The organism is Methanosarcina sp. Kolksee (genome assembly GCF_000969945.1).
GTDB classification, from domain to species: domain Archaea; phylum Halobacteriota; class Methanosarcinia; order Methanosarcinales; family Methanosarcinaceae; genus Methanosarcina; species Methanosarcina vacuolata.
Genome location: NZ_CP009524.1, coordinates 2,765,421 through 2,781,730, shown reverse-complemented (window position 1 = coordinate 2,781,730; position 16,310 = coordinate 2,765,421). Strand labels below are relative to the sequence as shown.

The 16,310-nt window shown below is 40.9% G+C and carries 12 protein-coding genes and 1 pseudogene; 6 read left to right on the top strand and 7 right to left on the bottom strand.

Features of this window, described 5'->3' with window-relative positions; all coding sequences use genetic code 11:
- Positions 1-55: 55 nt before the first annotated feature.
- From MSKOL_RS11505 to MSKOL_RS11495, 3 genes are all read left to right on the top strand, one after another.
- Positions 56-2,263, top strand: coding sequence for an ATP-dependent DNA helicase (locus tag MSKOL_RS11505; protein ID WP_048156357.1), 2,208 nt, complete (start codon positions 56-58; stop codon positions 2,261-2,263).
- Between the two features lie 282 nt (positions 2,264-2,545).
- Entirely contained in the window at positions 2,546-3,847 is a 1,302-nt protein-coding gene (gene hisD, locus MSKOL_RS11500) for a histidinol dehydrogenase (RefSeq protein WP_048156354.1), read from the top strand.
- A gap of 101 nt (positions 3,848-3,948) precedes the next feature.
- The gene (locus MSKOL_RS11495) at positions 3,949-4,356 is read left to right on the top strand and encodes a DUF1699 family protein (RefSeq protein WP_048118606.1); all 408 of its coding nucleotides are present in this window, start codon (positions 3,949-3,951) and stop codon (positions 4,354-4,356) included.
- Between the two features lie 322 nt (positions 4,357-4,678).
- On the opposite strand, the pseudogene MSKOL_RS11490 reads toward MSKOL_RS11495, so the two are convergent.
- Positions 4,679-5,090 (bottom strand): annotated as a pseudogene (locus tag MSKOL_RS11490) (IS1 family transposase); the annotation flags it as partial.
- Between the two features lie 151 nt (positions 5,091-5,241).
- Here MSKOL_RS11490 and MSKOL_RS11485 point away from each other — a divergent pair.
- Positions 5,242-5,658, top strand: coding sequence for a hypothetical protein (locus tag MSKOL_RS11485; protein WP_048156351.1), 417 nt, complete (start codon positions 5,242-5,244; stop codon positions 5,656-5,658).
- Between the two features lie 313 nt (positions 5,659-5,971).
- On the opposite strand, the gene MSKOL_RS11480 is transcribed toward MSKOL_RS11485, so the two are convergent.
- Complete coding sequence (locus MSKOL_RS11480; RefSeq protein WP_048156348.1) at positions 5,972-7,162, bottom strand: tetratricopeptide repeat protein; 1,191 nt, start codon at positions 7,160-7,162, stop codon at positions 5,972-5,974.
- Positions 7,163-7,412: 250 nt separating this feature from the next.
- Between MSKOL_RS11480 and MSKOL_RS11475 the strand changes: the two genes are divergently transcribed.
- Entirely contained in the window at positions 7,413-8,141 is a 729-nt protein-coding gene (locus MSKOL_RS11475; protein WP_048121062.1) for an HAD family hydrolase, read from the top strand.
- A 440-nt stretch (positions 8,142-8,581) separates the two neighbouring features.
- Here the strand turns inward: MSKOL_RS11475 and MSKOL_RS18825 are convergent, their stop codons facing one another.
- A complete protein-coding gene (locus tag MSKOL_RS18825) occupies positions 8,582-8,971 on the bottom strand; it encodes a hypothetical protein (protein WP_052725430.1) in 390 nt (129 codons plus the stop codon).
- A 618-nt stretch (positions 8,972-9,589) separates the two neighbouring features.
- On the opposite strand from MSKOL_RS18825, the gene MSKOL_RS11465 reads away from it, so the two are divergent.
- On the top strand, positions 9,590-12,100 hold the full coding sequence (locus MSKOL_RS11465; RefSeq protein WP_082091114.1) for a PocR ligand-binding domain-containing protein: 2,511 nt from the start codon (positions 9,590-9,592) through the stop codon (positions 12,098-12,100).
- Between the two features lie 68 nt (positions 12,101-12,168).
- Here MSKOL_RS11465 and MSKOL_RS11460 read toward each other — a convergent pair whose 3' ends face one another.
- From MSKOL_RS11460 to nikB, 4 genes are all read right to left on the bottom strand, one after another.
- Complete coding sequence (locus MSKOL_RS11460; protein ID WP_048156339.1) at positions 12,169-12,699, bottom strand: RimK/LysX family protein; 531 nt, start codon at positions 12,697-12,699, stop codon at positions 12,169-12,171.
- A gap of 312 nt (positions 12,700-13,011) precedes the next feature.
- Positions 13,012-14,307: an MFS transporter gene (locus MSKOL_RS11455; RefSeq protein ID WP_048156338.1), complete on the bottom strand. Its 1,296-nt coding sequence runs from the start codon at positions 14,305-14,307 to the stop codon at positions 13,012-13,014.
- Between the two features lie 167 nt (positions 14,308-14,474).
- Entirely contained in the window at positions 14,475-15,308 is an 834-nt protein-coding gene (gene nikC, locus MSKOL_RS11450; RefSeq protein ID WP_048156334.1) for a nickel transporter permease, read from the bottom strand.
- Entirely contained in the window at positions 15,292-16,236 is a 945-nt protein-coding gene (nikB, locus tag MSKOL_RS11445; protein ID WP_048156331.1) for a nickel ABC transporter permease, read from the bottom strand. Before nikB ends, nikC begins: the two co-directional genes overlap by 17 nt.
- Positions 16,237-16,310: the final 74 nt, after the last annotated feature.

The window sequence follows — 16,310 nt, the reverse complement described above, 5'->3', positions numbered from 1 at the left end:
CTAGCGTTCAATCCCAAAATAGTTTTTTATCTAATGTGTGAGTTTCTGATTTTCAATGAAGATAGAAAGTCTCGATCTGCCCGACGAAGTAAAGCGGTTTTATCTCGATTCCGGGATTCTGGAACTTTATCCCCCTCAGGCTGAAGCTGTGGAAAAAGGGCTGCTTGAAGGAAGAAATCTGCTTGCTGCAATCCCTACAGCTTCAGGGAAGACTCTCCTTGCCGAGCTTGCAATGTTGAAGTCCATCCTGGCAGGAGGAAAGGCACTCTATATTGTGCCTCTCAGAGCTCTTGCTTCCGAGAAATTCAGGCGGTTTAGGGAATTTTCGGAACTTGGAATTAGGGTCGGGATCTCTACAGGGGACTATGACATGCGGGACGAGGGACTCGGAGTGAACGACATTATTGTTGCGACCTCCGAGAAAACCGATTCCCTGCTCAGGAATGAGACTGCCTGGATGCAGGAAATTTCGGTTGTTGTGGCAGACGAGGTGCATCTTATAGACTCGCCGGATAGGGGCCCAACGCTTGAGGTTACCCTTGCAAAGCTTCGGAAAATGAACTCTTCATGCCAGATCCTTGCACTGTCTGCAACCGTCGGGAATGCCGACGAACTCGCAACCTGGCTGGAAGCCGAGCTTGTAGTAAGTGAATGGAGGCCTACTGAGCTTCTTGAGGGAGTATTCTTTAATGGGACCTTCTATTGCAAAGATAGGGAAAAAACTGTTGAGCAGTCCACAAAAGACGAAGCTGTGAACCTTGCACTGGATACCCTCAAAAAAGATGGGCAGTGCCTGGTTTTCGAAAGCAGCAGAAAAAACTGCATGGCCTTTGCAAAAAAGGCGGCTTCAACTGTTAATAAGACCCTTTCCGCAGAAGACAGGAAAGTCCTTGCAGGAATTGCAGACGAGATCCTTGAAAACAGTGAAACCGATACTTCAACGAACCTTGCAGCCTGTATTCGTTCAGGCACGGCTTTTCACCACGCAGGCCTTACAACGCCTTTAAGAGAACTTGTGGAGGACGGTTTCAGGGCTGGAAAGATAAAGTTGATTTCGAGCACGCCTACCCTTGCAGCCGGGCTCAACCTGCCTGCTCGACGCGTAATTATCCGAAATTATCGGCGCTATTCCTCTGAAGACGGAATGCAACCTATTCCTGTGCTCGAGTACAAACAGATGGCAGGCAGGGCAGGTAGGCCAAGGCTTGACCCGTATGGAGAAGCCGTGCTTGTTGCAAAATCATATAAGGAGTTTGTTTTCCTTTTTGAAAATTATATAGAAGCCAATGCCGAAGATATCTGGTCCAAACTCGGAACCGAAAATGCTCTCAGGACCCATGTGCTCTCTACGATCTCTAACGGTTTTGCGCGGACATATGATGAACTCATGGATTTTCTTGAGGCAACATTTTTCGCTTTCCAGTACTCGAACTTCGGGCTTTCTACGGTTGTGAACGAATGCCTTACCTTTTTGCGTCAGGAAGGGATGATTGAGAAAACCGATGCCCTTATTCCTACAAGCTTCGGAAAGCTTGTCTCAAGGCTTTATATCGACCCCCTGTCAGCCGCCCGGATTGCAAAGGGCCTGAAAGAAGCAAAGAGCCTGAGCGAGCTTACCCTGCTTCATCTGGTGTGCAGCACACCTGACATGCGCCTGCTTTACATGCGGAGCCACGATTATCAGGACATCAATGATTATGTAATGGCTCATGCGAGCGAATTTGTAAAGGTGCCCAGTCCCTTTGATACTACGGAATATGAATGGTTCCTTGGGGAAGTCAAGACTTCCCTCCTTCTGCTTGACTGGGTCCATGAAAAATCTGAAAACGAGATTTGCTTAAAGTTCGGCACCGGGGAAGGTGACATTCATTCAATTGCGGATATTGCGGAATGGATAATGCACGTCACCGCTCAGCTTGCCGGGCTCCTTGATCTCAAAGGTGCAAAAGAAGCCGCAGAACTTGAAAAGCGGATTCATTACGGAGCAGCCCCTGAACTTATGGATCTGCTCGATATCAGAGGCATAGGGCGCGTGAGGGCAAGGAAGCTCTATGAAGCAGGCTTCAGATCCTCAGCAGAGCTTGCGGGAGTTGATCCTGAGAAAGTGGCTGCTCTTCTTGGGCCAAAAATTGCAGACCGGATTTTCAAGCAGATCAGGAACAGAGGGACATTGTCTGGAATTACTGAGTCTGAGCCTCCTACTGGGCCTGAATCTTCTGAGAAAAGTCCGTATTCAGGGCAAAAAACAATTAATGATTATTGATTATACCTGCCTGATTTTCTTTTATTTTTATAAATTGGGAATTCTTACGTGGTTTTATCTCTGTTAATGGGCTCAGTAAGGGATAAAATATTAAATGAGAGCAGGGATTTAATTGAATCGGATTATCGAGTTAACCAATTATCCTCTTATTCAATTCTCAGATTGCCGATAACTAATTTGTAGTAGAGTTATTTTATATCAGATTTGAGTAGTCAGTTTATATCAAATTTCGAGATCAAATTTCGGATTTCAACCTGTAGGTTATGTCAGGTTCTTTTAGAGATGGTCATGATGTTATTCAAAAAATTGTCTGATGTTTCGGAAGCTGAAATGCAAAAATTAATCTCCCGGGGCTCCGGGCTTGAGGACGTAGCGAATACCGTTTCAGCTGTGCTTTCCGATGTGCGTACCAGAGGAGATTCCGCGCTCAGGGAATATACGGCTAAATTCGATAAAGTCGAACTTGCAAACTTTGAGGTAAGTGAGGAGGAATTTCAAAAGGCTCTTTCCGGCATAAGTCCCGAACTTCTGGATCACCTTAAGTCTGCAGCTGCAAACATACGGGCTTTCCATGAAGCTCAGCTTCCGAAAGCTACCTGGTTTATGGAATTAAAGCCAGGGATTGTGCTGGGTCAAAAGGCAACGCCTCTGGAAAGTGTGGGTGCTTATGCTCCTGGAGGGCGTGCTTCCTATCCTTCAACCGTGCTCATGACTGTAATCCCTGCCAGGGTTGCAGGCGTGGAGCAGGTCATTGTTTGTACCCCTCCGAGGCCGGACGGTTCCGTACACCCGCTTACTCTTGCCGCTGCAAAGGTTGCAGGAGCGGACAAGGTGTTCAAGCTCGGAGGCGTGCAGGCTATAGGGGCAATGGCTTACGGGACTGAAACCGTTCCTAAGATGGATAAAATCGTAGGACCTGGAAATATTTTTGTCACATCTGCCAAAATGCAGATCAGGGACGTTGCAGAAATTGATTTTCCAGCCGGCCCAAGCGAGGTGCTCATTATTGCAGATGAGTCGGCAGATGCCGTTATGGTCGCCTCGGATATTCTCGCACAGTCCGAACACGATCCAAATTCAGTTTCAATACTCGTCACAGGTTCGGATACGCTGGCAGAAGCTGTAAAAAGAGAAGTTCTGGTTCAGGCGGAACAGGCTGCAAGAAGCTGTATTATAAAGGCTTCTCTTAAAAATGCCGCAATTCTTATTGCAGATTCCCTGGAACAATGTATTGGTTTTAGCAATAAGTTTGCTCCCGAACACCTTGAGATTATGGTATCGGACCCGGATTTCGTACTTGAGAAGATTAAAAACGCAGGATCGATTTTTATAGGAAACTATTCTCCGGTTCCTGTTGGGGATTATGCCTCAGGGACAAATCACGTGCTTCCCACATCCGGATATGCCAGAGTTTATTCTGGTCTGAATATAAACCATTTTATTAAATACTCAAGTATTCAGAGAATCAGCAAGAGTGGGCTTGAAAGTCTGAAAGAAACTGTAATCGCATTAGCCGAGGAAGAGGGTCTACAGGCACATGCTGATTCTATTAGAACTCGTTTTGGGTATAAACCCTCTAAATAATATATCGGCTAATCGATATGTATTTAAAATGTAAATGCGTAAACAAAATTTGATTTTTAAATAAATGAAAATCTAATTATTAAATAAGGAGTGGGGATAGTATGAAAATAAGAGTAGTTAGTTCACGGGAGGAAATTCCTACCCTGAACCCGAACGAAAAGGTTATCCATCTTGCTTTCAGGCCATCTAACAAGGATGTATTCATGCTTGCGGAAACATGTCCGAAAATTGAAGCTATACAGCTTCCTAAATCTTACAGAAGGACGGTTTCCAAGTCAATTGAAATGTTCCTGGAGATGCAGAAGATAAATCTTCTGGAAGGCGATGTATGGGGACACAGGAAAGACATAAACGAATATTATAATGTCTCTCAGAATGTTCTGGAGAAAATTCAGGAATTAAAAGCCGACCGCTTTACCAATGAGGTTATTGCTGAAAAGCTTTCCAGGGAAAGTAAATTGAATTCGGATATGATCCTGTACATCCTGAGCAAAAAAATTGTGGATTAATCTGTTAATTCTTTCGCCATCTTCTAGGTGTATTTCAGGATATGACTTTTTTAAATCTTATCCTGTGAAGGGCGGTGGATAAGGAACAAATCCTGACGTTGACAGTTAAATAAAAACATACATGATATTCTTCGAATAACATGTCCAAAAAATGAAAGTGTTTGAGAGCACTTTCATATCAAATAAGTGCTCTTTGTTTTGTGCTATTCGATATAATGGACATCACAAAACAGAGAGCTTTCCCTACAATTTCTAATAAGAATATATGTGTTCTTATCGGACTTTTTTGCTTTTAACGCCTTTTCGTTAATTTTGGCAAACTCTCAATTATTACCCATAGTTCGTCCATTTCTATCTGGGTACATCCCGGTCTTTCATCATACTTCATTTACTTTATCACATTGTTCATCTGCACGAGCTAACCATCGCTTTACACTGGCAGATTGTACCTCTAAAACATCGGCAATACCTTCAATGCTCATTCCTTTCATAGACATTTTTAGAGCTAGATCAATAGTTTGCTCATCTTTGCGAAGATCATGATAAAAAGTGCCTGTGTTATCATTGAATACTTTACCGCAATTGTGGCAAACATATCTTCTTGTTTTCTTTCCACGACTTATGTAAGTTCCATTCCCAGTAATATTGCCCTGGTTAGTCAGACCATAGAGTTTGCAGTTTTTGTTCGGACAGGCAACGTCAAAGAATTGTGGTTTTGGACCTCTTTTTCCCATAATTAAACATACGTTATTCAAATATTAATACCAATCAGATACAAATTGACCATCGAGAATTATGTTCAGAATCTAGCAGTAATTATTATAAAACCTCAATATCAATTATAAAGCATTTATTATAAAACACATGATTTGAATGGGGGAAAACATGAGAAAAGCGTTTGTTATATTGATAGTATTGTTCGGTGTATTCCTGGCCATCGGATGCGCTGGTCAGAAAGCTCCAAATGAAACGGGAACTCCAGTCCAAGCTGTAACTGAGGCTGAAGCAGTAACCGGAGCTGAAGCTGTAACACCGGTTCGGGAAGCAGTAACCGTAACTGAGGCTGTAAAAGAAACTCCTGTTACAAAAGTAACTCCGGCTGAAGCAGTTACTGAAGTAGAAAATGTAACTGGAGTAGAAAATGTAACCGAACCGACAAACATAACCATAACAAAGAAACATGAACAGGAGACTCCAATTGAATTGGAAACTCCAACCAAAGTACAAACTCCAGCCAAAAATGTTACAGGTACTACCGGGGACACAGGAGTAATCCACGTAACACCTAGCAAGGGCAAATAACGGCTCAGGCCTGAAAAACTTATAAAAAATGAAATATGGGCAGAGTAGTTGGTAATTCTGAGCAAAGGCCTGGTAATTCTGAGCAAAGACTTGGTAATTCTGAGCAAAGACCTGGTAATTCTGAGCAAAGGCCGAATTATCGAGTAACAATTAGTACAATTAGTAATAATCCGAATTCTGCCCATAACATAAAACAGTAAGGCGCTATAGTATGTATGACCGAAAAAATAAAAATTTAAAAATCTTGAAAAAAGTAAACGTTGGATAATAATAGGCTATCGAATTAAAATAGGCTGGTATGTAAAAAATTCGATTACTGGGTATTTCCCCCTACTTCGGCATATCTGGGATCAATTTCTACAGCTTTCCTGTATGCTTCTTCTGCTTCTTCTTCCTGCCCGAGGAAACTCAGACAGACAGCTTTTCCGAACCATGAGTCTGCAGCCTCAGGATCAAGCTTGAGTGCCTGCTCATAAGTCTCCAGAGCTTCTTCAAAGTGTCTGAGTTGAGCAAGCACAAAACCCAGACTGGAATAAGCTTCTAAATACTCAGGGTCAAGTTGTGTAGCTTTCCTGTATGCCTCTGCTGCTTCCTCGAATCTCTGCATCTGGCTGAGGGTAAAGCCTTTATTATACCAGACATCGGCATTTTCGGCGTTGATTTCGATTGCTTTGTCAAAGGCTTTAATTGCCTCGTCATAGTTTTCAAGGTTTTCGAGGTCTATCCCCATATTATTCCAGGCATCATCGTTCTCAGGATCAAGCTCCACAGCTTTTTGATATGCTTTTAAGGCCGGCCTGTAACTTCCAAGGCTGTCCAGGTCCACGCCTTTATAATGCCAGGCTTCGGTAAAGTTAGGATCAAGTTCAATTGCCTTGTCGTATGCGATAATTGCTTCGTCGTACTTACCCATTTGACCCAGAGCTATGCCTTTTCCTACCCATGCTTCTTTATAATCGGAATTTTCCTCAAGGACTTTTTCATAGGCTTCGATAGCTGCTTTATAGTCTCCTGCCTGGCTCAGGTTCAGGGCCTTTCCGTACCATGCATTGGGATAGTCCGGTCTGAGCTCAAGGGCTTTTTCATAGGCTTTAACAGCTTCTTCATACTTACCAACCTGGGACAAGGAGAAAGCCATATTATTCCAGAGATCTGGGTCCTCGGAATTGATTTTGATAGCTTTTTCATAAAACTCAAGAGCCTCGCCGTATTTTCCAACGGTTTCAAGAGCTTGAGCCTTATTGTTTAATAGGTCTATATTATCTGGATCAAGCTCGATTGCTTTATCAAAAGCCTCCATTGCCTCATTAAAGTTGCCACAGCTGAGAAAATCAAGTCCGTATTCATTAAGCTTGGCCGCAATGACTTTATCGCTGATTTCCTGCTTACATGTATCCCCCGAATCGCTTAGAACAAACATTTCTTCGGAAACCGTCTCTTCTTCAGTTTTTTCTTCACTGCCTTCTTTCCTGAAGGTTTCATCTTTTGGTTCGTCGGAGCTCATATCAAAATTTCCTGCTCTGCCTTTTATAGTAGACCCTGCGGATTCTAAAATGTCCGCGTTCGGTATTTACTTAAATCCGTTGTTCGTTTATGATTTATACATCTGTCCTTTATGGCTTTTATAGCCTCTCCCCGAAAAGCTCTGAAAATAGTTCCGGAAAGAAGAGCATAGACGAAGAGTAAAGAAAGAAAAAGCAGAGAAAGAAAAAGCAAATTTACATGGTTTAGAAAAAGCAGCAGGCACGAAGAAAATGGAAGAAGTTGAGAAGAACATGAATATAATTCAGAAAGATCTGGAGCGAGTTTATCCCGGAGTTCTGAAAGCCGTGCTTTTTGATATGGATAACACTCTTTTTGATTTCGTAGCTGCAAAACTGGAAGCTTGCAGGGAGATTCTCTCTTTTATCTGGAAGGGAGATATTACGGAAGAACCTTCTGTACTTTTCAGATACTTCCTGAGAGGAGTTTACGGTTTTGAAGATCACGAAAATATTCGAGACTACATGCAGGAGAGAAATGTTTTTACAGCTCAGGGCTACAGGAAGTGCTGTGAGATCTATGAACGGGAAAAACTGCAAAATCTCGAACTCTATCCAGCTGTAACGGATACCCTTGATAAGCTTAAAAAGCTGGGCTTAAAGCTCGTGATTATAACGGATGCCGATAGTTATCATGCCCTGGCAAGGCTTACAAGGGTCGGGCTTCTTAATTACTTCGATCTTATCGTGGCTGCGGATACGACAGGCACAAAAAAACCAGATCCGGCACATTTTCTTTTCGCGCTTAAGGAGCTCGGGATAAAACCCGGAGAAACTCTGGTAGTGGGAGACAACATCAAAAGGGATATGGTCCCTGCTCGCAAACTTGGATTGAGAACCGCTTACGCTTCTTATGGAGACTGGAGACCCGGAGAAGAAAAGGATCAGTGCTTCGACTTCAGACTCGATACGTTTTCGGATATGCTTGATTTATTTCACTAAAATATCAAGATGCCTCTGTTCCAAAATCTAGCGATTTTTGCATTTCTTGATTGAAAATCTGAATTCATGCGTCTTCGGTTAAGTAAGGGATTGTGACAAACTGCGTACATTTCTACAACATTTGTTAAATATTCTAATGAGTTATAACATGGAACAGGTTATCGATTTCATTTAAAGATGCGAAAATTTAAGGCCGGTTTCTAATGCAAAATTGATAGCTTTTTGGCAAGAAAATTCCTTAACCGATCCCCAATGAAAAGTATAGAGTTCAGATTTATCATTATAGGACTTACGCACTTGAAGTACAAAATCAAGCACTTTCGACATTGTGACTTGTTTAGTGTTTTAGACAATTGAAGGTTTAATGCTATCGATTTCTCAGTCCAACAGCGTAAGTCCTACATTAAAAATTCAGTACCTGGTAGACACTAAACGACTTATTAATCGTTTCCAGGAGTTTTTTTGACTATAGTGGTACTGGTTATAGTTGTATTGTTGCCTTTTATGGTGGTCCTAGCTGCAGTAGTATTGTTACCATATATAACGGTCCTTTTTGCAGTAGTATTGTTGCTTTTTATGGTGGTTCTAGCTGCAGTAGTGTTGTTACCATATATAACGGTCCTGTTTGCAGTAGTATTATTGTCCTGTAAGGTAGTCTTGTTCACTCCTGTGGCTGGAGTTACTTCTGTAACAGGAGTCTCTTTTACAACTTCAGTCACAGCCTGGACCGGAGTTCCCGTTTCATTTGGAGCTCCATCTTGCTGACCAGCACATCCTATGGCCAGGAATACACCGAATAACACTATCAATATGATAAGTGCTTTTTTCATATTTTCCCTCCACTTAATTAATGCATTTTATATTAAGTGCGTTATAATTAACATTGAGATTTTATAATAATTACTGCTAAATTCTGAACATAATTCTTCTTACGATCTGGCGCACAGTACATTGATTAGCATGAAAGTACGAAACAAAAATGGCTCACAATGCTCTTTTTAATTTTCTGCACCCTATCAAATTTAAGCCTTCTATGACAATTCACTGATTAGTTTAGCGATGGTTTGAAAAAACATCGTTAGGACAACCTTCCTACATAAGGTAATGACAAGATCAATAGTCAAAAAAGGGCGAGGTGAACGTCAAAAGGGTGAGGTAAACTTCAAAATGGTGAGGTAAACTTCAAAAAGGGTGAGGTAAACTTCAAAAAGGGTGTTATCAAAGTCAGGTTCCTTGAGTTCTTGATATTGTCATGTGAGCTTCACACACAAAATAAATATCTTTATCTACTATTTTTTTAAATTTAGTAATATTATACCTGAGAAATCAGTTAAATTTTATACATTAAATATTTTTTTAAATTAAAGATGTACTCTCGCTTGTGAGTGGTCACAGTAGTATACTAAAGTTAAGTATGTCGACGTCAAAGAGAGGAGTCTGAAGGAATTATGAAAATAGACCTGGAGCAATTAAAGACAACAAACTCGAATCCTGCGCTCAGTGCTGCGAGCCTTGAATTAGTTGATATTCTTGATGTTCCAGCGCTCAAGTCTCTTATGAATGACTTATCTCAACTTACTTACATCACCATATCTATTATTGATCTCAAAGGCAATGTCCTTATGAGTATTGGATGGCCGGATATATGTACAAGATTCCACAGAGTCCATCCAGAGACCTGCAGGCACTGCATAGAAAGCGATACACAGCTATCACTGGGCGTTGCTCCTGGAGAATTTAAGCTTTATAAGTGTAAGAATAATATGTGGAATTTTGTGACGGGTCTGATCGTGGAAGGACAACATATCGCCAATATCTTCTCAGGACATTTCTTTTTTGAAGATGAGACTTTGGACTATGAACTTTTCCGATCCCAGGCTAGAAAATATGGCTTCAATGAAGAGGAATATATAAAGGCGCTCGAAAAAGTTCCGCGGTTAAGCAGAGAAACTGTGAACAAAAATATGTCCTTCCTTATGAAACTTGCCAACATGATCTCACAACTAAGTCACAGTAACTTCAAGCTTTCTCAAGCATTGGAGGAATGCGATATCCTTGTGGATGAGCTAAAGAAAAACAAAGGAGATCTCGATCGCGCTCAGGAGGTTGGTAATTTAGGAAGCTGGCGTATGGACGCGCGTAAAAAAGAATTAACGTGGTCTGATGAAAATTACCGTATCTTTGGTATCCCAAAAGGCACTCATTTGACCTATGAGACCTTCCTTTCTAAAGTCCATCCGGATGACAGAAAATATGTCCAGAAAGAATGGATAGCAAAATTAAAGGGTGAACCATATAGTATAGAACACCGGATTATCGTAGATGGAAATGTCAAATGGGTTCGTAAGAAGGCATATTTTGAATTTGACACAAATGGAGAGATTGTTGGCGGCTTCGGAATAACGCAGGATATAACGGAGCGCAAAAAAGCAGAAGAGGCGCTTAAAAGAGCACACGATGGTTTAGAAGCAAAAGTTAAAGAACGTACAGATGAGCTTGAAAAGGCTTATGAATCATTGATGGAAGAAAAGAGAAGACTTTCTGAAGCCCAAAAAATAGCTCATATTGGAAATTGGGACTGGAATCTTGCAACTAATGAAATGTACTGGTCTGATGAGATGTGTCGTATTTTTGGGTGTGTTCCCCAAAAAGTGTTTCACAAGTACAGTGAACTTTTTAACTTTATACATCCCGAAGATCGAAGTTACGTATATAACACTGTTAATAGTGCTTTACATGGGAAGTTCTTTAGCATTGATCACAGGATTATCTCATCTGATGAGTCAGATCGCGTAGTCCACTCACATGGTGAAGTTGTTTTTGATGAGAAAAAACGCCCAATTCTCCTGAGAGGAACAATTCAGGATATTACAGATATCATGAAAACAGAAGAGAAGATCAGGACATTAGCCGATGTCGTGGAATCATCAAATGATGCTATTATAACTGAGACTCTAGATGGTATTATTGCAAGCTGGAATAAAGCCGCAGAGCAGATTTATGGTTATTCGGCTGAAGAGATTCTGGGTAAAAATGTTTCAATCTTTGAACCAGATAATCTTAAAGGTGAAATAAGAAAATTTGTTGAAATGGTTAAACGGGGAGAAATAGTCCAGCATCACAAAACTTTACGGCTAAAAAAAGATGGTAGACTAATAAATGTGTCAATAACTTATTCTCCAGTTTTTGACGCTTCTGGAAAGCTGAAGGCTGTCTCAGCTATTAGCAGAGACATTACTGAGCAAGTCAATGCGGAAAGACTTCTGGCAAAAGCCGAAGATGCCCGAAAAAAAGAAATCCATCATAGAATTAAAAATAATCTGCAAGTGATCTCTTCCCTTCTTGACTTACAGGCTGAAAAGTTCAGAAACAGAAAACATGCTGAGAATGAAGAAGTTCTTAATGCTTTCATAGAAAGCCAGGACAGGGTAATGTCAATTGCTCTTATCCACGAAGAACTGCATGAAGGCAGAGGAAACGATACAATAAACTTCTCTTCGTATATTAAAAGGCTTGTTGAAAATCTTTTTCAGACCTATAAACTTGGAAATGTCAACACGATCCTGAACATCGAACTGGAAGAAAACATTTTCTTTGATATGGATATAGCCGTCCCATTGGGAATAATCATTAACGAACTTGTTTCAAATTCCCTTAAGTACGCATTTTTAGGCAGAGATAACGGGAAAATTCAAATCAAACTATACAAAGAAGACTCTGCAGAATACGCAAACAAAGAGCAGGAAAACACAAAAGAAAGTTTTAATGTCACTGATTTTGTTTTAATAGTCTCGGATAATGGGATTGGTATTCCTGATGAATTTTATTTAGAAGACTCCAATTCTCTTGGCTTACAGTTAGTGGAAACCCTGGTAGACCAGTTAGGGGGCAAAATTGAGTTAAAAAGATCTTTCGGGACTGAATTCTGTATCAGATTTACAGTACCAGTACAAAATTGAAAAATAGTAAAATCGACTTCTCATACAATGTTCAGTTGTTTAACATATTTTTATTTTTCTAAACATTTTTACTGACTTTTAATGTACTCAAAAGTCCAGAGCGGAATTCCTCCTACTTCTCCTTTTTCAAGATGTTCCATCTCATGAGCTGCGCTATATGCCGGCGTACCCTTCAGTTTTATGTGTTTTTTCTTTAACTCCCTGACTGTTATTTTCCTGAGATCAGGGTTTACCTCTGCAAATATGATTTTTTTTGCATGCAGGGTTATTATATAGGGCCTTTCAACCAGTTCTCTTTCTTCTTTTGTTCCGCATTTTTCCAGCCTCTGGATGACCCCTTCTTCAGCTATGACTTCGGGTTCGATAAAGAAGTATATCTTTTCCAGAGTATAACCGGTCTTGCTCTCCTCACTATAGTAAGTTATCACGTCTTTTACTGCCATGCTTTTTGTTTCTTCGGAGGCATAACTCCAGGAGCCTCCTGATTTTAATGAAAGCAGAAAAGGAAGAAATAGATCTTCTTGAATTCCAAAACTGGAAATCATGTGCTTTTCAAGGGCTGAAAATTTGAAGATTGCTTGAATTTCTTCAATATCCATATTCACTTCCCCTTTTTAAGAATTTGAATCTTTAAGTCTATTTAATTTTTCTTTATTAAATTCCTTAGAGGCAGTCTTAAAATTAAATAATGCTACTGTATCGGTTCTCAAATCTATAAATATAATAAAAATAATTACAAAATAAAAATAATTACATAATAAAGATAATTACATAATAAAGATAATTACATAATAAAGATAATTACAAAATAAAAATAATTACAAAATAAAAATAATTGCAACATAAAAATAATTACAAAATAAAAATAATTACAAAATAAAAATAATTATAAAATAAGAAAACTATAATATTCAGACAACCTCTAAGTTTCTTTGCTCTTTTTCCATCTTCTCAAAGAACAAGTAATAAAGTACAGTAGCAACTACGTATAATATGCAGGTCAGAAGGAAAGGAAGGCTATAGTAATTGTGAGCCATCATCAAACCACCTGCATAGGTGCTCAGTCCAACACAGGTATAGCAGCTCATCCATATCAGGCTGTTAACAGTTGCCCTCTGGTCTTCGCTGACCACCTCCATATTGAAACTGCTCAATATAGGATTTGACATATTCATTATAGCTGACCTCATGATGTATCCGAAAGCAGCTATTGTAAGTAGGGATGTAGATGTAAAAAGCAGAAGAAATGGGATTGAGGAGAGCTGAACCAGGGCTACGATCTTCACTTTCCCTAACCATTCGGTAAGTATAGGGACAAATAATAAGGTGAACATCATGACCACCTGGGAAAGGGAAAAGATGAAACCTATCTGCCTGGAACTTGCTCCAAGGACAATGTCAAAATAAACATTAAAATAGGGAAGAGCCAGCCCCCATCCCATACCTATAAGCCCATTTACCAGAACTAATTTTTGGATCGTTTTTGACCTTAAAGTCGAAGAAAGGGTAGAAAACAGATCTGACTTTCCTGGCAGAGCGGGTTTTTTGTTTTTTATGAATATCAGGGGCAGCAGGGAAATTAACACAGCAGTTAAAGATGCATATAGTGAGAGCTGGTAACCCGTTGGGTCTGCTGGGTCAATATTGAGTGAGCTGGTGAAGGTCTGCGGTAGAATGCCGCCCGCAAAGTTTCCTATCATGACGCCTATGGTGTATAACAGGTAGTACATCGAAAACAGATGCATCCTTTCATAACTCGTGGAGTTTTCAACCATGAACGTAGATGCTGTAACTATTTTAAGTGATGAGGATACCCCATAGAGAATGCTGAATAAAACCAGCAGTAATGTCGAGGTAGTGGTGTACAGGACTGCAAAGGAAAACAGGAGAAGAAGGCAGGACAATAACAATGTGCTCTTTCTGCCTACCCTGTCGCAGAACATGGCCGCAGGGATTGCAAACAGGCCGGTGGATATGGAAACCAGTGAGAGCATGAGTCCCAGGAAGTCCTCCCTGAACCCTAGCCTTAAGATGTACAGATTGAAGATTACCTCGTAGATTCCCAGGCTTAAAGAGATGAGGAAAATATATCCTAAGAACAGGCACGCATTTCGACTGAAACAATTTAATTTTTCCCTGTATCCGGCAACAACACTGATGGTTGCGTTTAAAATAAACTTGCTGTTAAATGATGAGTATTTTTTCATGGTAGTTGCTCTGAAGAAATATCGAATATACAGTTTCAGTCGATGCCCTTCTTTTTTCAAAGGTTAAGCTCAGTCGATACCCTTCTTTTTTCAAAGGTTAAGCTCAGTCGATACCCTTCTTTTTTCAAAGGTTAAGCTCAGTCGATGCCCTTCTTTGAGGGTTAATTTCAGTCGATGTCCTTCGTTTCTCTCGGGTCAAGCAGGTCTCTTAATTCGTCTCCAAGATAGTTGAACGCCAGGACCGTAAGCATGATAGCAAGTCCGGGAAAGATCATGATGTAGGGAGCAGATCGGATGTATATTTTTCCTTCATTCAGCATGGAGCCCCATTCCGGAGTAGGCGGCTGCACTCCAAAACCCAGAAAACTGAGTCCTGCTGCAGACAGTATGACATATCCCATTCCTATTGTTGCCATTACTATGAGTGGAGACATCACGTTTGGGATTACGTGGTGTAAAATAACATGTAAATCCCCTGTTCCAAGCCCTTTTGCAGCCTTAATATAGTCCTGTTCTTTTACAGCCATGACAGAGCTTCTGGCCAGGCGGGCATAACCAGCCCAGTCCACTATTATCAGGGCCATGACCAGATTCATGAATCCTGCACCGAAAAGCCCGGCTATTCCAAGAGCCAGTAACAGGCTGGGAAAGGCCAGAAAAGCGTCAACTACCCGCATAACTATCTCATCCAGCCATCCTCCATAATATCCGGATAGAGTGCCAATGGTAAGACCTAAAATCAGGGAGGAGCTTACTACCAGAAGTCCAACTGATAAAGATACTCTTGCGCCAAAAATTATCCGGCTTAATATGCAGCGTCCTAAATGGTCGGTTCCGAACGGATACTCATGACAGGGCTCTTTAAGTCGAAGTTCAAGATTCGCTTTCTCGGGATTGTGGGGCGCTATATACCCTGCGAAAAGCGCTGAAAGCATGAAAAAAATAAGAATTCCTGCACTAAGGAACAATCCCGGATTTTTGTTTTTAATTCTTAGTTTCATATCTGATCTTTGGGTTAAGGTAAGAGTATGATATATCCACTGCAAAATTGATCAGTACAAATATCACAGCAATGAACAGCACACAGCCCTGTATCATGGGGTAATCCTTGCTGAGTATGGATGAAACAATCAGGTTTCCTATGCCCGGCCACGAGAAGATCGTCTCAACTATAACAGAACCATTCAAGAGATATCCGAAATTCAGCCCTGCAACCGTTACCACGGGAATGAGGGAGTTCTTCAAAGCATGCTTGAGAACAATCATGTATTCAGGAACTCCTTTGGCTCTGGCTGCCCGGATATAATCCTGCTGCATCACGTCAAGCATGCTTGCTCTCATCAATCTCATAGTTACAGCGGCATAGCCCGTTCCAAGGGTGATGGCAGGCAGTAGGATATCAGCAATGCCTCCGTCTCCATATCCTGAAGAAGGCAAGACCTTCAAGGTAAGCGCGAAGACTATGATCAGGAGATATGCCTGCCAGAAATTGGGCATTGAGACTCCTGCAAGGGCAAAGAATCTGCAGACATCGTCTATAGCTGTTCCTTTTTTCAGAGCTGAGATGATACCAAGTGGGATCGCAATGATTAGAGACACCAGCATACTGATTACGGCAAGCTTCAGGGTGACTTTGAAGCATCTGAAAATTGCCTTCGAGACATCTTCACCTGTCATGTATGATTTTCCAAGGTCTCCGTGGATGATTCTACCAATCCAGTGAATGTACTGGATATGTATTGGGTCATCAAGCCCCGTTTTAACCCTGAACTCTTCTACGGCTCTCTGGTCTACCCCTCCTCCGGGATTCGTTAGAGCATTTTCTGCCGTATCTCCTGGAGAGATATAGATTATAGAAAAACTGATTACAGATACCAGTAAAAGGACAGGAAGAAGGAGCAAAAGCCTTCGAGTTATAAACTCTATCACTTATCAGTCCTCTCTATTATGTTGCAAAGTTTGCTTTATTTTTAATTTTACTTCTCTTCTATAACTGATGTAAG